Source organism: Allobosea sp. 10L422, assembly GCF_056395345.1.
In genome coordinates this window covers 220,703-239,837 of the sequence record NZ_JBFTJI010000008.1, presented here as the reverse complement: position 1 = coordinate 239,837, position 19,135 = coordinate 220,703, and the positions used below count along the sequence as shown (strand labels likewise).

Annotated in this window: 17 protein-coding genes; 11 read left to right on the top strand and 6 right to left on the bottom strand. The window is 67.3% G+C overall.

Annotation, left to right across the window (positions count from 1 at the left end; translation table 11 throughout):
* Window positions 1-43 precede the first annotated feature (43 nt).
* From rimP to truB, 6 genes are all read left to right on the top strand, one after another.
* Complete coding sequence (gene rimP, locus AC1DEZ_RS17650; RefSeq protein WP_476780196.1) at window positions 44-739, top strand: ribosome maturation factor RimP; 696 nt, start codon at window positions 44-46, stop codon at window positions 737-739.
* Window positions 740-744: 5 nt separating this feature from the next.
* A complete protein-coding gene (gene nusA, locus AC1DEZ_RS17645; protein WP_476780195.1) occupies window positions 745-2,337 on the top strand; it encodes a transcription termination factor NusA in 1,593 nt (530 codons plus the stop codon).
* Window positions 2,338-2,351: 14 nt separating this feature from the next.
* A complete protein-coding gene (locus tag AC1DEZ_RS17640; protein ID WP_476780194.1) occupies window positions 2,352-3,044 on the top strand; it encodes an RNA-binding protein in 693 nt (230 codons plus the stop codon).
* The gene (gene infB / locus AC1DEZ_RS17635) at window positions 3,041-5,866 is read left to right on the top strand and encodes a translation initiation factor IF-2 (RefSeq protein ID WP_476780193.1); all 2,826 of its coding nucleotides are present in this window, start codon (window positions 3,041-3,043) and stop codon (window positions 5,864-5,866) included. The genes AC1DEZ_RS17640 and infB overlap by 4 nt, the downstream gene beginning before the upstream one ends.
* A 136-nt stretch (window positions 5,867-6,002) precedes the next feature.
* Window positions 6,003-6,446: a 30S ribosome-binding factor RbfA gene (gene rbfA, locus AC1DEZ_RS17630; RefSeq protein ID WP_441510064.1), complete on the top strand. Its 444-nt coding sequence runs from the start codon at window positions 6,003-6,005 to the stop codon at window positions 6,444-6,446.
* Complete coding sequence (gene truB, locus AC1DEZ_RS17625) at window positions 6,436-7,386, top strand: tRNA pseudouridine(55) synthase TruB (RefSeq protein ID WP_476780214.1); 951 nt, start codon at window positions 6,436-6,438, stop codon at window positions 7,384-7,386. The genes rbfA and truB overlap by 11 nt, the downstream gene beginning before the upstream one ends.
* Before the next feature lie 129 nt (window positions 7,387-7,515).
* On the opposite strand, the gene hemA is transcribed toward truB, so the two are convergent.
* From hemA to AC1DEZ_RS17600, 5 genes are all read right to left on the bottom strand, one after another.
* Window positions 7,516-8,727, bottom strand: a complete 1,212-nt coding sequence (hemA, locus tag AC1DEZ_RS17620) for a 5-aminolevulinate synthase (protein WP_476780192.1) — start codon at window positions 8,725-8,727, stop codon at window positions 7,516-7,518.
* 81 nt (window positions 8,728-8,808) lie between these two features.
* A complete protein-coding gene (locus tag AC1DEZ_RS17615) occupies window positions 8,809-10,068 on the bottom strand; it encodes an allantoate amidohydrolase (RefSeq protein WP_476780191.1) in 1,260 nt (419 codons plus the stop codon).
* A gap of 60 nt (window positions 10,069-10,128) precedes the next feature.
* On the bottom strand, window positions 10,129-10,644 hold the full coding sequence (locus AC1DEZ_RS17610; protein ID WP_476780190.1) for an invasion associated locus B family protein: 516 nt from the start codon (window positions 10,642-10,644) through the stop codon (window positions 10,129-10,131).
* Window positions 10,645-10,866: 222 nt separating this feature from the next.
* The gene (locus tag AC1DEZ_RS17605; RefSeq protein ID WP_476780189.1) at window positions 10,867-11,613 is read right to left on the bottom strand and encodes an SDR family NAD(P)-dependent oxidoreductase; all 747 of its coding nucleotides are present in this window, start codon (window positions 11,611-11,613) and stop codon (window positions 10,867-10,869) included.
* Between the two features lie 174 nt (window positions 11,614-11,787).
* Window positions 11,788-12,900, bottom strand: coding sequence for an AbrB family transcriptional regulator (locus AC1DEZ_RS17600; protein WP_476780188.1), 1,113 nt, complete (start codon window positions 12,898-12,900; stop codon window positions 11,788-11,790).
* 213 nt (window positions 12,901-13,113) lie between these two features.
* On the opposite strand from AC1DEZ_RS17600, the gene AC1DEZ_RS17595 reads away from it, so the two are divergent.
* Entirely contained in the window at window positions 13,114-14,178 is a 1,065-nt protein-coding gene (locus AC1DEZ_RS17595) for a DMT family transporter (protein WP_476780187.1), read from the top strand.
* Window positions 14,179-14,321: 143 nt separating this feature from the next.
* Window positions 14,322-15,365 (top strand): GMP reductase, encoded by a 1,044-nt coding sequence (locus AC1DEZ_RS17590; protein WP_476780186.1) that lies wholly within the window; start codon window positions 14,322-14,324, stop codon window positions 15,363-15,365.
* A 22-nt stretch (window positions 15,366-15,387) separates the two neighbouring features.
* On the opposite strand, the gene AC1DEZ_RS17585 is transcribed toward AC1DEZ_RS17590, so the two are convergent.
* Complete coding sequence (locus AC1DEZ_RS17585; protein ID WP_476780185.1) at window positions 15,388-15,519, bottom strand: hypothetical protein; 132 nt, start codon at window positions 15,517-15,519, stop codon at window positions 15,388-15,390.
* Between the two features lie 204 nt (window positions 15,520-15,723).
* Here AC1DEZ_RS17585 and AC1DEZ_RS17580 point away from each other — a divergent pair, with 204 nt between their 5' ends.
* From AC1DEZ_RS17580 to AC1DEZ_RS17570, 3 genes are all read left to right on the top strand, one after another.
* Window positions 15,724-16,755, top strand: a complete 1,032-nt coding sequence (locus AC1DEZ_RS17580; RefSeq protein ID WP_476780184.1) for an amino acid ABC transporter substrate-binding protein — start codon at window positions 15,724-15,726, stop codon at window positions 16,753-16,755.
* 133 nt (window positions 16,756-16,888) lie between these two features.
* Entirely contained in the window at window positions 16,889-18,052 is a 1,164-nt protein-coding gene (locus AC1DEZ_RS17575) for an amino acid ABC transporter permease (RefSeq protein ID WP_476780183.1), read from the top strand.
* A complete protein-coding gene (locus AC1DEZ_RS17570) occupies window positions 18,049-19,092 on the top strand; it encodes an amino acid ABC transporter permease (RefSeq protein WP_476780182.1) in 1,044 nt (347 codons plus the stop codon). Before AC1DEZ_RS17575 ends, AC1DEZ_RS17570 begins: the two co-directional genes overlap by 4 nt.
* Window positions 19,093-19,135: the final 43 nt, after the last annotated feature.

Genomic DNA, 19,135 nt, shown 5'->3' with positions numbered 1-19,135 from the left:
TATTGGCCGCAACCCGCCGGAGGCAGACGGGACGGCCCGGACCATGAACGAACCAAGCGAACCGACAGCAGCGCCCGATCAGGAAGCGCGCCTCGTCGTCGAGAACGGCGTGGCTGCGCGCGTCGCCGCGATCGTCGAGCCGGCGATCGCCGATCTCGGCTATCGGCTGGTGCGCGTGCGCGTCACTGCTCAGAACGGCTGCACCGTGCAGATCATGGCCGAGCTGCCGGACGGCTCGATGACCGTCGAGGGCTGCGAGGAGATCAGTCAGGCGATCTCGCCGGCGCTGGACGTCGACGATCCCATTCAGGCGGCCTATCATCTCGAGATCTCGTCGCCGGGTATCGACCGGCCGCTGGTACGCGCGAGCGATTTCGAGCGCTGGGCCGGCCACCTCACCAAGATCGACACGAGCGAGCCGGTCGCGGGCCGCAAGCGTTTCCGCGGCATCCTGCGCGGCGCTTCCGGTCAGGACGCTCTGCTGACGCGGGACGACGCCAAGAGCGAGGAAGAGCGCGACGTCGCCATTCCGATGCGGCTGATCGCCGAGGCGCGGCTGGTGCTGACCGATGCGCTCGTCACCGAATCGCTGCGTCGCGGCAAGTCCGGCCTGCCGCCGGCGATGCCGGCCGCCGATGAGATAGCAGGCCCGAAGAAGGGCCGAGGGAAATCGCTGGGACCGCGGCCGGGCAAGACCGGCAAGACGGCCCCGCAGAACAACGACACTGAAGAGGAGTGAGCGTCATGGTCGTCAGCGCCAACAGGCTCGAACTGCTGCAGATCGCCGACGCGGTCGCGCGCGAGAAGTCGATCGATCGCCAGATCGTCGTCGATGCCATGCAGGACGCCATCGCCAAGGCCGCCCGCTCGCGCTACGGCGCCGAGACCGACGTCCATGCCGAGATCAGCACCAAGACCGGCGAGCTGCGTCTGGCCCGCCACCTCCAGGTGGTCGATACCGTCGAGAACCCGGCGGTCGAAATCACCGTCGACGAGGCCAAGCGTCACAACCCGGCCGCCCAGGTTGGCGACGTCATCGCCGATCCGCTGCCGCCCTTCGATTTCGGCCGCATCGCCGCCCAGTCGGCCAAGCAGGTCATTGTCCAGAAGGTGCGCGAGGCCGAGCGCGACCGCCAGTACGACGAGTACAAGGATCGCATCGGCGAGATCGTCAACGGCGCGGTCAAGCGCGTCGAATACGGCAACGTCTTCGTCGATCTCGGCCGTGGCGAAGCCATCATCCGCCGCGACGAGATGATCCCGCGCGAGACCTTCAAGGTCGGCGACCGCGCCCGCGCCTATGTCTACGATGTGCGCCGCGAGCCGCGCGGCCCCCAGATCTTCCTCTCGCGCACCCATCCGCAGTTCATGGCCAAGCTCTTCGGCCAGGAAGTGCCGGAAATCTATGACGGCATCGTCGAGGTGAAGGCGGTCGCCCGTGATCCGGGCTCGCGCGCCAAGATCGCGGTCATCAGCCGCGATTCCTCGATCGATCCCGTCGGCGCCTGCGTCGGTATGCGCGGTTCGCGCGTGCAGGCCGTCGTCGGCGAGCTGCAGGGCGAGAAGATCGACATCATCCCGTGGTCGCCGGATGTCGCGACCTTCGTCGTCAATGCGCTGCAGCCGGCCGAGGTCGCGAAGGTGGTGCTCGACGAGGAGGCCGACAAGATCGAGGTCGTCGTGCCGGACGAGCAGCTCTCGCTCGCCATCGGCCGCCGCGGCCAGAATGTGCGCCTGGCATCGCAGCTCACCGGCTGGGACATCGATATCTTGACCGAGCAGGAAGAGTCGGAGCGTCGCCAGAAGGAGTTCGTGCAGCGCACCGAGCTGTTCATGAACGCGCTGAACGTCGACGAGACGGTCGGCCAGCTGCTGGCCTCGGAGGGCTTCCGCAATGTCGAGGAGCTCGCCTATGTCGAACTCGGAGAGCTCGCCTCGATCGAGGGCTTCGACGAGGACACCGCAGGCGAGATCCAGACCCGCGCGCAGGAACACCTCGCCGCTATCGAGGCTGAATTCGACGAGAAACGTCGGGCTCTCGGAGTCGAGGACGCCTTGCGCGAAGTCGAGGGCGTCACCACGTCCATGATGGTCGCGCTCGGCGAGAACGATGTGAAGACCGTCGAGGATCTCGCCGGCTGCGCCACTGATGATCTGGTCGGCTGGACCGAGCGCAAGGACGGCGAGTCGACTCGTCACGCCGGCTATCTCGACGGCTTCGATCTCTCGCGCCAGGATGCCGAAGCCATTATCATGGCTGCACGCATTCACGCCGGCTGGATCGAGGCGCCGGCCGAGGAGCCTGAGGCGGAAGCCGGCGAGGAGGCCGAGGCCTGAGCGGAGCCCTCGCAGTGAAAGCGGCGGCGCAGAAGGAAGGACCGGAGCGGAGCTGCGTCGTCACACGGGCCGTCAAGGCGCCTGACGACCTGATCCGCTTTGTTGCGGGGCCGGACGGCGTGCTTGTCCCGGATCTGCGACGCAAGCTGCCTGGGCGCGGCGTCTGGGTGAGCCTCAGCCGCAAGACTGTTGCCGAGGCGATCAAGCGGAAAGCCTTCGAGCGTTCGCTCAAGGCGAAGGTCGCGGTTCCGGCGGATTTGCCGGATATCGTCGACGGGCTGATGTACCGCGACACGCTGCAGGCGCTGTCGATGGCCAATAAGGCCGGGCTGGTTACCGCCGGCTTCGCCAAGGTTGAGGCGCTGATCGAAAGCGGCCGATGTCTCGCGGTGATCGCCGCGAGCGATGGCGCCGAGGACGGCAAGCGCAAGATTGGCCAGGCTGTCCGCCGGTTGGCGGCGGCGCGCGAGGCCGACGGGCTCAAGGCCCGCGAACTGCCCATCGTCGCGATTTTCGCGGCGGCGGATTTGGAATTGGCGTTGGGGCGCGCACATGTGATACATGCCGCGCTTGCTCCGGGTCCAGCGGCCGAGGGCGTCCTCTCGCGCTGGCGTCGGCTCGTCCGGTACCGGACGGACGATACCGCCGCACCCGACCAGAACGATATTGAAGACACGACCGAACCGGCAGGACCGAACGCGGAATGACCGATACCAAAAACCCGGGCGACAAGACACTCTCCGTCAACCCGCCCAAGACCCTGTCGCTGAAGCGGCCTGTCGAGCAGAGCACTGTTCGACAGAGCTTCTCGCATGGGCGTTCGAAGCAGGTCGTCGTCGAGGTCAAGCGCCGCGCCGCCGGTCACGAGGTGAAGGAACCGGTTGCGCCGCGCGCTCCGCAGGCTCCTGCCCCGCAGGCTGCTCCGCCGCGCCCCGCCCCGAGCCAGCAGGCGCCGCAGCGCCCGGCCGGCAGCATGCTGCTGCGCACCCTCTCCGACGAGGAGAAGGACGCTCGCCAGCGCGCGCTTGCCGAAGCCCGCAGCACCGAGGCCGAAGCGCGCCGCGTCGCTGAAGAGGATGCGCGCCAGCGCGCAGCCGCCATCGAGCGCGAACGCCAGGAGCGCGAAGCCGCCGCTGCGCGCCAGCGCCAGGAAGAGGACCGCCGCCGTCAGGAGGACGAGCAGAAGCGCCGCGCCGAGAGCGTCGTGCGCCAGCGCGAGGAGCATGCTCCCCGCCCGCCCGCTCCCCCGGCTGCTCCGCGTGAGGCAGCCCCCCCGGCCCAGGCGCCTGCGCCGCAGCCGACCCAGTATTACGGCCGCCCGGCTCCGTCCGGCCCGCGTGAGTTCACGTCGCGTCCGCCGATGCGCGACACCGGCGCGCGCCCGCCGCGCCTGGATTCGCGCCCGCCGCGTTCCGACTCGCCACGTCCGCCGCGCATGGATTCCTCGGCTCCGGCCGAGCCCGCGGTCGCCCGGCCGGTGCGTCAGGCTCCGTCGGCCAACACCACGCGCAATCGCTCTGACGATGTCGACGTCAAGGCCGCGTTCCGCCGTCCCGGCCTGGGCGCCGGTCCTGGCCGTGGTCCCGCTCCGGCTGCGCCCAAGACGCCCAAGACCAGCAACGACAAGCCGCGCGGCCGCTTGACGCTGTCGACGGCGACCGGGAGCGAGGACGAGCGGACACGCTCGGTCGCGTCCTTCCGCCGCCGCGTGCAGCGCATGACCGGCCACCGTGCATCGGACGCGCAGAAAGAGCGCGTGATGCGCGAGGTGATCATCCCCGAGACGATCACCATCCAGGAACTCGCGAACCGCATGACGGAGCGCGGCGTCGACGTCATCCGCCTGCTGATGAAGCAGGGCGCGATGCACAAGATCACCGACGTGATCGACGCCGACACCGCCCAGCTCATCGCCGAGGAAATGGGCCACACCGTCAAGCGCGTCGCCGAATCCGACGTCGAGGAAGGCCTGTTCGATACGCCGGACACCGATGAGACCCTGGCTTCCCGCCCGGCCGTCGTGACCATCATGGGCCATGTCGACCACGGCAAGACCTCGCTGCTCGACGCGATCCGCAAGACCAAGGTCGTCACCGGCGAGGCCGGCGGCATCACCCAGCACATCGGCGCCTATCAGGTGACGACCCCGCTGGGCAGCCAGGTCACCTTCATCGACACCCCCGGCCACGCCGCCTTCACGGCGATGCGCGCCCGCGGCGCCAAGGTGACGGACGTCGTCGTGCTCGTCGTGGCGGCCGATGACGGCGTCATGCCGCAGACGGCCGAGGCGATCCACCACGCCAAGGCTGCCGGCGTCCCGCTGATCGTCGCGATCAACAAGGTCGACAAGTCCGACGCCAACCCGGACCGGGTGCGCGCCGAGCTGCTGCAGTACGAGATCCAGGTCGAGACGCTCGGCGGTGAGACGCTCGAGGTCGAGGTGTCCGCCAAGACCGGTCACAACCTCGACAAGCTGCTGGAAGCGATCGCCCTGCAGGCCGAACTGCTCGATCTCAAGGCCAATCCCGATCGTCCCGCCGAAGGCACGGTCATCGAGGCCAAGCTCGATCGCGGCCGCGGCCCGGTTGCGACCGTTCTCGTCCAGCGCGGCACGCTGCGTACCGGCGATATCGTCGTTGCCGGCGCCGAATGGGGCCGCGTCCGCGCCTTGATCGCCGATACCGGCGCTCAGGTGAAGGAGGCCCCGCCCTCCATGCCGGTCGAGGTTCTCGGCTTCAACGGCACGCCCGAGGCCGGCGACCGCGTCGCGGTGGTCGAGTCCGAAGCCCGTGCCCGCGAGATCACCGAGTACCGCGAGCGTCAGCGCCGCGATCGTCAGGCGGCTCGTGGCGCCGCCTCCGGCGCCGGCCGTTCGCTCGCCGACATGATGCGCGATCTGAAGGAAGGCGCCGGCCGCAAGGAGTTCCCGCTCGTCGTCAAGGGCGACGTGCAGGGTTCCGTCGAGGCGATCGTCGGAGCGCTCGAAAAAGTCGGCAACGACGAGGTGCGCGCCCGCGTGCTGTCCTCGGGCGTCGGCGCCATCACGGAGTCGGACGTTACGCTCGCCCAGGCTTCGGGCGCGGTCGTGGTCGGCTTCAACGTGCGCGCCCACAAGGAAGCGCGCGAGGCGGCCGATCGGGCCAGCGTCGAGATCCGCTACTACAACATCATCTATAACCTCATGGATGATGTGAAGGATGCGATGTCGGGCCTGCTGGCGCCGACCCTGCGCGAGACCATGCTCGGCAACGCGACGATCCTCGAGATCTTCAACGTCTCGAAGGTCGGCAAGATCGCCGGCTGCCGCGTCACCGACGGTACGATCGAGCGCGGCGCCAATGTCCGCCTGATCCGCGACAACGTCGTGGTTCACGAGGGCAAGCTCGGCCAGCTCAAGCGTTTCAAGGACGACGCCAAGGAAGTCGTGGCCGGCCAGGAATGCGGTATGTCCTTCGAGAACTACCAGGACATGCGTGCCGGCGACGTGATCGAGTGCTATCGCGTCGAAGAGATCAAGCGCAGCCTCTGAGAATGGGATGGCTTGTCCGGGCTTGACCCGGGCAGCCTATCCCTGTTTATCCGCGCTCCCATAGAGATGGCCGGGCCTCGGGCCCGGCCAATGACGTTGGCCCGTCCATCCGGTCCGATCCCGGAACACGAGAACCATGGCGAAACCTGCAAAACCTTCCGGTCCGTCCCAACGGCAGCTGCGCGTCGGCGAACTCATCCGTCATGCGCTGGCGGATATGCTTTCGCGCGGAGACATCCATGACGATGTGCTGGCGAAGCACGTCGTCACCGTGCCCGAGGTGCGTCTCTCGCCGGACCTTAAGCTCGCGACCGCCTACATCATGCCGCTCGGCGGGCAGGACGTTAAGCCGGTGCTCAAGGCCCTGGAGGCCAACAAGCGCTATATCCGCGGCGAAATGGCCCATCGGGTGAACCTCAAATACGCCCCGGATATCCGCTTCCGCGCCGATGAGAGCTTCGCGGAAGCCGAGCGCATCGATGCGTTGCTCGATACCGAAGAGGTTCGCCGCGACACCCAACGCCAGCGCCTGAAGATCGACCAAGACCAAGAAGACGACGACCTTGACCATGACCACTGAGAGCAATCCCGAAGCTGCGGAGAGCCAGGAGGGCGCCACTCCGGCGCCGCGTCCGAAGAAGCGCGACGTCCATGGTTGGGTCGTGCTCGACAAGCCGATCGGCATGACCTCGACCCATGCGGTCAGCGTCGTGAAGCGGGCTTTTTCCGCCAAGAAGGCGGGCCATGCCGGCACGCTCGATCCGCTGGCCTCCGGCCTGCTGCCGATCGCGCTCGGCGAGGCGACCAAGACCGTTCCCTTCGTCATGGATGGCCGCAAGGCCTATCAGTTCACCGTCTCATGGGGCTCGCAGACCGATACGGACGACACCGAGGGCCGGGTGATCGCGACCTCGGAGCAGCGCCCGGACGAGGCCGCGATCGCGGCCCTGCTGCCGCGCTTCACCGGCACGATCCTGCAGACGCCGCCCAAGTTCTCGGCCATCAAGATCGCGGGCGAGCGCGCCTATGATCTCGCCCGCGACGGCGAGGAGGTCGAGCTCCAGGCACGCCCGGTCGAGATCGACTCGCTCTCGATCGTCAGCCATGACGGCGCGACCACGACCTTCGAGGCCGAATGCGGCAAGGGCACCTATGTCCGAGCCATCGCGCGCGATCTCGGCCTCGCGCTCGGCTGCCTCGGCCATGTCGCGCATCTGCGCCGCACCCGCGTCGGCCCCTTCACGGTCGCTGAGGCAGCGAGCGTCGAGACATTGCGCGAGAGTCCGGAGAGCGCGCTTGCGGCCCTGCAACCCGTCAAGTCGGCGCTGACGCTGATCCCTGAGATCGTGATCCACCGCGATGCCGCTGCCCGCATCAAACGCGGCCAGAGCGCCCTGCTGCGCGGTGCCGGAGCGCCGATCGAGCTGCAGGCCGCTTATGCCACCTGCGCCGGCACGCTGATCGCGACCGGTTCGGTCGAGAACGGCGAATTCGTGCCGCATCGCGTCTTCAATCTCTGACATCACGAAGCGTCATGCTCGGGCCTGACCCAAGCATCTCACCCCGGAGGAAACTCCGGGCGCCCTTCTTGTCCGGAGCTTCTCGGGCCTGCGCTTCGCTCCGCCCGAGAATGACGCCTCTGGCAGCCCTCAGGCCGCGCGCTTCAGCCCGTCCCGCGCCCAGATCGCGCCGAGCGCGGCGACCAGGTTGTCGATATCGGCATCGGAATGGAAGGGCGAGGGGGTGATCCTGAGCCGCTCCGTGCCGCGCGGCACGGTCGGATAGTTGATCGGCTGGACATAGATGTCGAAGCGCGCCAGCAATTCGTCGCTGATCGACTTGCAGGCCTTCGCCTCGCCGACCATCACCGGGACGATATGGCTGGGATTGGCCAGATGCGGGATGCCGGCCGCATCGAGCTTGCCGCGCAGTGCCGCGACGCGGTCCTGCTGGCGTTCGCGCTCGGCCGAGCTCTCCTTGAGATGCCGGATCGCTGCGATGGCGCCGGCCGCCACCGCGGGGGGCAGCGAGCTGGAAAAGATGAAGCCGGAGGCGAAGCTGCGGATGAAGTCGCAGAGCGCGGCCGAACCGGTGATGTAGCCGCCGATCACGCCGAAGGACTTCGCCAGCGTGCCCTGGATCAGGGTGATCCGGTCGGTCAGGCCGTCGCGCTCGGAGATGCCGCCGCCGCGCGGCCCGTAGAGCCCGACGGCATGGACTTCGTCGAGATAGGTCATCGCACCGAATTCGTCGGCGATGTCGCAGAATTCCTTGATCGGCGCGATGTCGCCATCCATCGAATAGACCGACTCGAAGGCGATCAGCTTGGGCCGGGCCGGATCGAGCGCGGCGAGCTTGCGGCGCAGATCATCCGGGTCGTTATGCGCGAAGATATGCTTCTCGACGCGGGAATGGCGGATGCCCTCGATCATCGAGGCATGGTTGAGCGCGTCGGTCAGGATGACGCAGCCGGGGAGCTTGGCCGCGAGCGTCGAGAGCGAGGCCCAGTTCGACATATAGCCGGAGTTGAACAGCAGCGCCGCTTCCTTGCCGTGCAGATCGGCGAGCTCGCGCTCCAACAGGACGTGGTAGTGATTGGTGCCGCCGATGTTTCGGGTTCCGCCGGCGCCGGCGCCGCAGCCGTCGAGCGCCTCATGCATCGCGGCCAGAACCTTCGGATGCTGCCCCATGCCGAGATAGTCGTTCGAGCACCAGACGGTGACTTCGCGCAGGCCGCCCTCGCCGTGATAGGTCGCGATCGGGAAGCGGCCGGCCTGGCGCGCCAGATCGGCGAAGACGCGATAGCGGCCCTCGCGGTGCAGCCCGTCCAGTTCGCTACGGAAGAAACTCTCGAAATCCATGGCCAGCCTCCTGCGGCGCGCCCCTCCTAGGCCCTTCCGGCCTCTTGCGGAATGGTGCGCGGTGTCGCGGCTGGAATTCTTCTACTTTGACCTTTCGGCCAGTTCCAGAAGCGTTTCGATCAAGATTTTGATGGCGATGCCGGCGTCTGCCTCGCTCATGTTCTCCAGCGGCGAATGGCTGATGCCCTTTTCGTTGCGCACGAACAGCATGGCCGCGGGCGCGATCGCCGCCATGGTCATGGCGTCATGCCCCGCTCCCGACGGGAGCTTGCGGCCGGCGATGTTGCTTCCGGATCTGGCGATGCCGGCTGCCAAGGCGTCCTGCAGGCGGGGCTCCATCGGGACGGCATCGGCCTTCGCATAGGGCACGATCTCGAGACCGACGCCGCGGCGCGACGCGATCTCGGCGAAGCGGCTGCGGATCTCGGCTTCCATCGCTGCGAGCGTCTCGTTTTTCGGCGCACGGAAATCGATGGTGAATTCGGCCGCGCCGGGGACGACATTGGTCGCGCCGGGCTCGGGCCTGAGCACGCCGACAGTCCCGACGGAGAGCTCATGGCCGGCCGCGATCTGTTCCAGCGCAAGCGCCATCTCGGCGGCTGCCGTCAGCGCGTCCTTGCGCAGTGCCATCGGCACGGTTCCGGCATGGCCGGCCTCGCCGGTGACGCGCACGCGGGCCCGGCTCTGGGCGTTGATCGCGGTGACGATGCCGACCGGCTCGTTCTCCGCCTCCAGCACCGGGCCCTGCTCGATATGGACTTCGAGATAGGCCTGGATCGAGCCGGGCTTGCGCGCGAGCGCGGCGATGCCGCCTGGGTTTCCGCCGAAGGCGACGAGCGCATCGCCAAGCCTCACGCCCTCGCTGTCGCGCGCTTCCAGCCAGGCCGGGTCGTAGGCGCCCGCCAATGCTTCCGAAGTGGACAGATGCGTCGGGAAGCGCACGTTCTCCTCGTCGCCGAAAGCGACGATCTCGAGCGGGAAGGGCAGGCTGATCCCTGCATCGCGCAACGCCTGGGCCGCGAGAATGCCGGCGACGACGCCGAGATTGCCGTCGAAGCGACCGCCATCCTTGACCGTATCGATATGCGAACCGATCAGCACGGCCGGTGCGCCGGGCACCGTGCCGTCGCGCCGCCCCTGCACCGAGCCGGCGGCATCGATAAAGGCGGTAAGCCCCGCCACCTCCATGGCGCCCTTGACCCACTCCGCCGCCTGCCGATGCGCCGGTGAAAGGTAGAGCCGAGTCAGCTTGCCCGGCTCGTCGCTGAAGCGGTTGAGGCCCGCAAGCGCGGCGAAGGCGCGGGCACCGAGCACGGCGGCGGAGGGAAGCGTCTGCGTCATGCCCCGACGTTAGTGCAGGATACGAAGAAACGGGAACCGATTTTTCGCAAAGGTCCTGTTCTAGCTCTGCGTCGCCCCCGTATCGCAGCGTTGCATCATGCGCGAGGCGGCCGTGACGCCCGTGAGCGAGAAGGTGTAGCTCGTGACGTTGCCCCGGGCGGAGCGCGCCTCCAGCACCATGCTGCTCCCGGCCCGCATCGCGGCGAGCAGCGCCGGCTCGCGTTCCAGCCGTTCGAGCCAGGCGTTGTTGCCCTCCGTCAGCATGCGGAAGCTGTCGTCGCCGATGGTCACGGTGACGACCGAGTTCTTGGCGAAGTCGTAGCCGGTCTGGAAACTTGATTCGGTATCGCTCTCGCGGCTGCCCGTCTGGACGAAGAAGAACACCTCGCCATGGCGCAGGCTGGAAGGTTCCTCGGTCGATGGCCTGCCCATGATGAAGCAACGCTGGTTATCGCTCTGCTCATAGGTCGCAGCGTTCCAGTCGCTGAACTGCCCGAGCGATTTGGCTGTGACGGCCTGAGCTGCCGAGGCCGTCAGAAGGACGAGGGCGGCCGTTGAGAGCGCCATCTTGATCATCGCTTTATCTCCTTTTGCCCCTTCAGGGTGAAAAGAGAGCCTTACCGAGGCGTAAACATGATCAAGATATTTGTGCGTCGATCTGGCGCAGGGCCGTCCGGGGCGCGTTTCGGCGCCCTTCTGGAGGCGACGCCGGCCGTTTGAGGGGTGTTTTCCACAGCCGGGCGCGGCAGCCAGAAGCCCCGCGGCCGGCTCCACGCCGGGCTGCCGACGCCGCTGCGCCTAGTAGGTCGCCCGCCCGCCCGAGAGATCGAAGACCCCGGCGGTGGTGAAGCTGTTCTCGGCCGAGGCCAGGAAGGCGACCATCGATGCGACCTCCTCCGGCAGCAGGAAGCGCCCACGCGGGATCTTGGCCAGCATGTAGCCGATATGCTCCTCGCTCATCTGGTCGAAGATGCGGGTGCGCGCGGCCGCCGGCGTGATGCAGTTCACGGCGATGTCCTTGTCGGCGAGCTCCTTGCCGAGGGACTTCGTCAGCGCGATCACCGCCGCCTTCGAGGCCGAATAGGCCGAGGCGTTGGGGTTGCCTTCCTTGCCGGCGATCGAGGCGACGAGGACGATGCGACCGTAATTGCGCTTGACCATGCCGGGGATCACCGATCGGCAGCAATGCAGCGTGCCGTCGACGTTGAGCTTCATGACGCGGGCCCAGTCCTCCAGCGGGTATTCCCAGGTCTTGTGGTTGGGGCCGGCGATACCGGCGCTGGTGACGAGGATGTCGATGCTGCCGTGCTTCGCCTCCAGCGTGTCGCTCGCCTTCTGCACGGCGGTTGCGTCCGTCACGTCCACGGCGACGCCGACGGCGCCATGGCCGATCTCGGCGGCGGCCTTCTCCGCCAGGGCGCCGTCGACATCCCAGATCGCGACCGTCGCGCCACTCGCGGCGAAGCGCTCGGCGACGGCCCGGCCAATTCCCTGGGCCCCGCCGCTAACGATAGCGACGCGGTTCTTTAAATCGATTTGGTTCATGTCCGTCAGCCTCCCCGATGTTGTTGCGGTCACCCTAGCTTCGCTGATTGGCACCGGCCAGAGCATGCCTCCGTTTCGGTGATTGGCGCAGACCGGGCATGCGAAACGATGAGGGCAACGGCAGAGTCATCGGAGCGGGCGCGCAGTTTGGCCGCTACGCCGGCAGAACCGGCGCTATTCCGCCGGCGCGGTCTTCTCGCGGCGGTGGCCGATCAGTCCGAAGATCGGCCCGGCCGAGACCATCACCAGGAAGACGCGGATGATGTGATGCGCGGCGACGAAGGCCACCTCGGTGTGCAGTGCGAGCGCGATCAGGCTCATCTCGGCGAGGCCGCCCGGTGAATAGGCGAGGATCAGCGGCACGTGGCCGTGCACCGAGACCAGCGCCACCAGCCAGGCAAAGCTCAGCGTCAGCCCGAGCAGGATCACGGTCGAGCCCACGGAGAGCAGCAGCACGCGCAGGATGATGCGCGGCGGCGTGCCGACGAAGCGGCAGCCGATGGTGACGCCGAGCACGAGCTGCGCGGCATTGACGATCTCGGCCGGCGGCACCGCTGCGCTGAGGCCGATGACATGGACGATCGCGCTGATCAGCATCGGGCCGAGTAGGTATTTAGCCGGCAATCTCAGCCAATGGCCGGCGATCACGCCGAGGATGCCGCAGCCGATCAGCCAGAGCTCGGAGCCGAGCGGCGTCTGCGTGAAGGAAGGGCCGGCGACACGGCCGCCGCCGAGGGAGACGCCGCCGATCCATTGCACGATGAAGGGCAAGGTCATCACCACCAGCAGGATGCGGGCGGAATGGATCAGGGCGATGATGCGGGCGTCGCCCCCCTTCTCCTCGCCGACCGTCACCATCTCGATGAGCCCGCCCGGCATCCCGGAAAAGAAGGCCGTGACCGGGTCGAAGCCGGCAACGCGGCGGAAATAGCCGACGCAGCACAGGCCGCAGGCGACCATGAACAGCACGAGCCCGGCCAGCGTCGGCAGCCAGTTCGGCAGCTGCGCCACGACATCCGGCTTGAAGGAGGCGCCGAGCATCACGCCGATCACCGCGGTCATCGGCGGCCGGATCACCGGCGGGGCTGCGACCGGAAGCTTGATCAGTGCGGCTGCGGTGCAGAACACCATCGAGCCCAGCATCCAGGGCAGGGGCAGTCGCGCCTGCACGAACAGCCAGCCGCCGAGCCCGCCGAGCGCCAGCGCCAGGGCGAAGCGGCGATAGGGAAAGCGGCTCGGCGCCAGGCCCCGAACTCCGTTCGCGAAATCTTCGAGCAGAACTTTCAAGAGCGTGCTCCGCGGCACAGAAACAGGAGCCCTCCTAGAGACTGTTGGTGCGGTTGCCCACCCCCTGGTAGGGAATGCCGGGTCCGCTCCGGCCGCGCCGCCGGCACAACCCGGTCATGTGACATTGTCATTGGCCGGATTGCCGCGCTTCATCAATGATTTGCACAGAGACAAACGCGGAGTCGGCCTCAAGGCCGGCCGGGTCGAGGGGCGATGAGCGAGGATCGGCAGGCCGGCCGGCTAAGCCGGGCGGATGTGGAAGGCGAGGCGCCTGCCTGGCAGGAGCCGGCTGCGCCGCCGCTCTCCGGCGAGTTGGTCGCACCCGACGCGCCCGGTCCGATCGTCCTCTCCGAGGTGCCGGGAGGTCGGAGGCGGGCCCTGCGTCGGCTGCGGCATTGGTGGCGCGGCGCCAGCCCCAATCTGCGGGGCTCGGTCTTCATGATTTCGGCCTTGTTGGTCTATGCGGTGATGGTCGCCGGCATCAAGCATGTCGGCCAGGCGATCCCGCTGGTGCAGATCCTGCTGATCCGGCAGGTGATCATGACCGCGATCCTGCTTGCCTTCGCGGCCGGCAGCCTGCGCCGGGCGCTGCATACGGAGCGTCTCGGCCTGCAGATTTTCCGCAGCGTGATCACGCTGCTCTCGATGCTTTGCGGCTTTACCGCCGTGGTCAAGATTCCGCTCGCCCAGGCGACGGCGATCGGCTTCAGCCAGGTTCTCTTCGTCACCATCGCCGCGGTCCTCGTGCTGAAGGAGGCGGTCGATGGCCGGCGCTGGGCTGCGACGATCATCGGCTTCATCGGCGTGCTGATCATGCTGCGACCGAGCAGCGACGGGCTCGATGTCTACGCCCTGCTCTCGGTCGGCGGGGCGGTGTTCGGCGCCGGCATCACCGTCAGCGTCCGCAAGTTGGCGGCGAGCGAGCGCACCGACACCATCCTGCTCTATCAGGGCATCGTGCTGATCGCCCTGCTTGCGGTGCCCTGCTGGCTCTGGTGGCAGCCGCCGACGCCGAACCAGTGGTTCTGGCTGGTCGTCCTCAGCGTGTTCGGCACTGCCGGGCAGTGGCTCATCACCCGCGCCTATCAAGTCGGCGAGGCGGCGGCGCTGGCACCGCTCGATTTCAGCCGCCTGCTGCTGGCGAGCTTCACCGGTTTCGTCTTCTTTGCCGAGATTCCGGCGCTCACCACCTGGATCGGCGCCGTCATCGTGATCGGGGCGACGCTCTATACCATCCGCAAGAACGCGCGCCCGCCGGTCTCGCCCGCCTCGGCCTGAGCGCCGGCCGGGCGGCTCGGGATTGCATCACCGGGGACCCGGCGCTAAATGTCAGCGCACGCCTCCTTCGCGTGCGTCGCCCGGGCACAAGCCCTCGGGATTCCCGGCTCGAGCCGGCCAGAACGCCACCAGAGGCCAATCCGATGCGCATCGAGAACGACCCGAAGCTCGACTTCCGTGACGTACTGATCCGTCCGAAGCGCTCGACGCTCGGCAGCCGCGCCGAGGTCGATGTCGAGCGCAGCTTCCACCTTGCCCATACGGGCAAGGAGTGGAAGGGCTTCCCGCTGATCGCCGCCAATATGGACGTGGTCGGTACGATGAGCATGGCGCGGGCGCTGCTGAAGCACGGCGCCATGGTCGCGCTGCACAAGCACTACAGCGCCGAAGAGCTGATCGCCTTCTTCCGCGAGCCCGGATCGGCCAACGCCTTCTACTCGCTGGGCACGACCGACGCCGACCATGACAAGCTCAAGGCGGTCCACGCCCAGTCGCCGATCGGCAAGATCTGCCTCGACGTCGCCAATGGCTACACCGAGAAGTTCGTCGACACGGTCAAGGCGACGCGCGCCGCCTTCCCGGGCGCCGCGATCATGGCGGGCAACGTCGTCACCGGCGATATGACCGAGGCGCTGATCCTGGCCGGCGCCGACATCGTCAAGGTCGGCATCGGCCCCGGCTCGGTCTGTACCACCCGCAAAATGACCGGCGTCGGCTATCCCCAGCTCTCGGCGATCATCGAATGCTCGGATGCCGCGCATGGGCTGAAAGGCCTGGTCTGCGGCGATGGCGGGCTGACCGTGCCGGGTGATGTCGCCAAGGCCTTCGGCGGCGGCTCCGATTTCGTGATGATGGGCGGCATGCTCGCGGGCCATGACGAATGCGAGGGCGAGATCCGCTACGAGGAGCGCGGCGGCGAGAAGGTGCCGGTCGCCATGACCTTCTACGGCATGTCCTCCGACACCGCGATGAACAAGTACTCCGGAGGCGTCGCCAAGTACCGGGCATCCGAGGGCAAGACGGTCGAGGTGCCCTATCGCGGCCCGGTCGAGGGTACGATGCAGGAATTGATGGGTGGCGTGCGTTCGGCGATGACCTATATCGGCGCCGTCCGCCTGAAGGAGATGTCGAAGCGCACCACCTTCATCATGGTCGGTGCCCAGCTCAACACGGTGTTCGGCAACTGAGCCAGCCCGCATCGGTGGCGGCTCAGGCCGGCACCGCCTGCGCCCGCTGTTCGCGCATCAAGAACACCATCGCGCCCGCCATCAGCGCAAGGCCGACGGCGCTGAGCCAGACCCAGTCGTAGCGCGCGCTGACATCGACGAGATTGCCGCCCACGGCGCCGGCCGCCGCGCCGACCGAACGGCCGGCGGAGATCAGCCGATGGAGAGACCCATCACGCGCGGGCCTCCTGACAGCCTTCGACAGGGTTCAGGCGCCGCGCCGAAGCGAGCTCGTGCCGGGTGCTATCGCTTTCGGTGCGGCTGTTGCATAGTCCCGCTTCCAGCACAGAAGGCCGCCAATGGCTTCGGGGAGACGGATATGACCATCAGAATTTTGAGCGTGGCGGGCGTGCTTGCCGCCGGAATCTCGCTTGCGCAGGCGCAGCAGCTCGCCCCGAGCCCGACGCTGGATGCGGTCAAGGCACGCGGCAATCTCGAATGCGGCGTGCATCTCGGCCTGCCCGGATTCTCCTTCGCCAATGACAAGGGCGAGTGGACCGGTCTCGACGTTGACTACTGCAGGGCGCTTGCCGCCGCGGTGCTCGGCGATGCCACCAAGGTCAAGTACACGCCGACCTCGGTGCAGCAGCGCTGGCCGATCCTGCAATCGGGCCAGGTCGACGTGCTCTCCCGGAACTCGACCATCACCTTCTCGCGCAATGCTACGCTCGGCCTGAACTTCCAGGGCATCAACTTCTACGAGGGCCAGACCTTCGTCGTCCGCAAATCGACGGGCGTGAAGGAAGCCGCCGGTCTCGACGGCGCCTCGGTCTGCGTCGCCGCCGGCTCGACCGAGGAGAAGAACGCCGCCGACTGGTTCCGCGAGCGCAACCTCAAGGTCACCATCACCAATTTTCAGAAGAACGACGACGCCATCACCGCGTATGATTCGGGCCGTTGCGATGCCTACACGGCCGGCGTCGGCGCCCTTGCCGGCCAGCGCGCCAAACTCAAGAATCCCGACGAACACATCATCCTGACCCAGCCGATCTCGAACGATCCGCAGGGACCCGTGACCCGCTGGGGCGACGAGCGCTGGCAGCTCATCGTCCGCTGGGTGCTCAACGGCACSATCGCSGCCGARGCGCTCGGCGTCACCTCAAAGAACGTCGATGAGATGAAGGCGAACTCCAAGAATACGGAAGTACGCCGCCTGCTCGGTGCCGAAGGYGGTTTCGGCGCGATGATGGGCCTGTCGAACGACTGGATGTACAACGCGATCAAGCAGGTCGGGAACTACGGCGAAAGCTATGAGCGCACCGTGGGCATGGGCTCCCCGCTCAAGCTCGAGCGCGGCCAGAACCAGCTCTGGACCAAGGGCGGCCTGCTCTTCACCCCGCCCTTCCAGTGAGAGCGTCTTGAAGCACGTCATGGTCGGACTTTGGCCCGACCATCTCGGAAACCAGCCCGAGCGTCACGAGATTCCCGGGTCGGCGCTTCGCTTCGCCCGGGAATGACGCCCGCGACTCCCGATCGAGGCCGGCTTGAGCAGCTTCTTGTCCCTCATCAACGACAAGCGCGTCCGCGACTGGATCTATCAGATCGCCGTCGTCGTCTTCCTCGTCGGCATCTCCATCTTCTTCGTGCGCAATGCCTCGGAGAACATGGTCAAGGCCGGCATCGCCTCGGGCTTCGACTTCCTCTGGCGGACATCCGGCATCGAGGTGCCCTTCGTCCTGACCGGCTATACCCAGGCCGACAACATCCTCGGCCTGTTCTGGGTCGGCGTTGCCAACACCATGCTGGTGACGGTGATCGCGATCGTGCTGGCGACGCTGCTGGGCTTCGTCGTCGGCATTGCCCGTCTCTCATCGCATTGGCTGATTTCGACCATCGCAGGCGCCTATATCGAGTTCGTCCGCAACATCCCGCTGCTGTTCTTCGTGCTGTTCTGGTATTTCGGCGTCATCGCTGCGCTGCCTGCGCCGCGCCAGAGCATCAGCCTGTTCGGCGTCGCCTTCCTCAATAATCGCGGCGTGACGATCCCGCTGCCCGACGGGATGGAAAACTTCCGTATCGCCGGGCTGGTCATCCTCGCTTGCCTCCTCGTCTACGGGGCCTTTTCCGTCTGGGCGCGCCGGCGGCGGGAGCGCACGGGCCGGCAGGCGCCGACATTGGCCGTTGGCCTCGCCCTGCTGCTCGCCGTGCCGCTCCTGATGCTGGTTTGGGCCACGCTCGCGACGCGTTGGGACGTGCCGGCGCTGCGCGGCTTCAACTATCGCGGCGGCTTTGCCGTCATCCCCGAATTCGTCGCGCTGCTCGCCGCGCTCGTCACCTATACCGCCGGGTTCATCGCCGAGATCGTCCGCGGCGGCATCCAGTCGGTTTCGCATGGCCAGACCGAGGCCGGGTCGGCGCTGGGGCTACGCCCCGGCCAGATCCTGCGCCTCGTCACCATCCCGCAGGCGCTGCGCGTGATGATCCCGCCATTGACCAACCAGTATCTCAACGTGCTGAAGAACTCATCCTTCGGCGCGGCCATCGCCTATCCCGACGTGGTCAGCCTGTTCATGGGCTCGGCCCTGAACAATACCGGCCAGGCGATCGAGATCATCGCCATGACGCTCGCAGTCTATCTCGTCATCGGCCTTGCGGTGTCGGCGATCATGAACTGGTACAACGCCCGCATCGCCCTGGTGACGCGATGAACCGCGCCTCGTCCCTTTCCCTCTGGCGCGAGCGCCTGTTCGGCACGCCCTTTACCGGCTTCGTCAGCGTGGTGCTGGCGCTCGCGATCGCCTGGGTCGCGGTGCCCATCATCCGCTGGGCGCTGATCGATGCGACCTGGGTCGGCACGACGCGGGCCGATTGCGCGCCCGGCGGTGCCTGCTGGGTCTTCATCCGCGCCCGCTTCGGCCAGTTCATGTACGGGCTCTATCCCGTCGACCAGCGCTGGCGCGTCGATATAGCCGGCATCGCCTTCGTGCTCGGCATCGCCTCGATCGTCTTGGCGCCGCAGCGGCTGAAGCTCAAGCTCGGCGTCGCCATGCTCGTGCTGCTGCCGCCGCTCGGCATCTGGCTGCTCTCCGGCGGTTTCGGGCTGCGCTACATCGAGACGCGCGAATGGGGCGGGCTGATGCTCACCCTGTTCATCTCGATCTATTCGAGCCTGATCGCGATCCCGCTGGGTATCCTCTTCGCGCTTGGGCGCCAGTCGCAACTGCGCGTCATCCGCCTGATCAGCATCTTGTTCATCGAGTTCTGGCGCGGCGTTCCGATCATCGCGGTGATCTTCCTCGCCTCGCTGCTGTTGCCGCTGATCCTGCCCGGGGGCATCGGCATCGATCGGCTGGCGCGCGCCGTGATCGGGCTCGGCTTCGTCATCGCGGCCTATATGGCGGAGGCGGTGCGCGGAGGCCTGCAGGCGCTGCCGAAGGGCCAGCGCGAGGCCGCAACGGCGCTCGGTCTCAACTACTGGAAGGCGACCGGCCTGATCGTCCTGCCGCAGGCGCTGCGCATCTCACTGCCGGCGATGACCAATGAATTCATCGCGCTGATCAAGAACACCACGCTGGTGCTGGTGGTCTCGATCCTCGACCTGCTCGGCATCGCCCAGGCCTCGCTCGCCGATCCCAACTGGGTCGGCATGAACATGGAGGCCTACGCCTTTTCGGGTGCGATCTACTGGCTGATCTGCTTCGCGCTGTCGCGCTGGAGCCGTTCGCTGGAGAACAAGCGACGGCTCTGATGGGGCTTTCTGGACCACGCAACAAAAAACCGGCCCGAAGGCC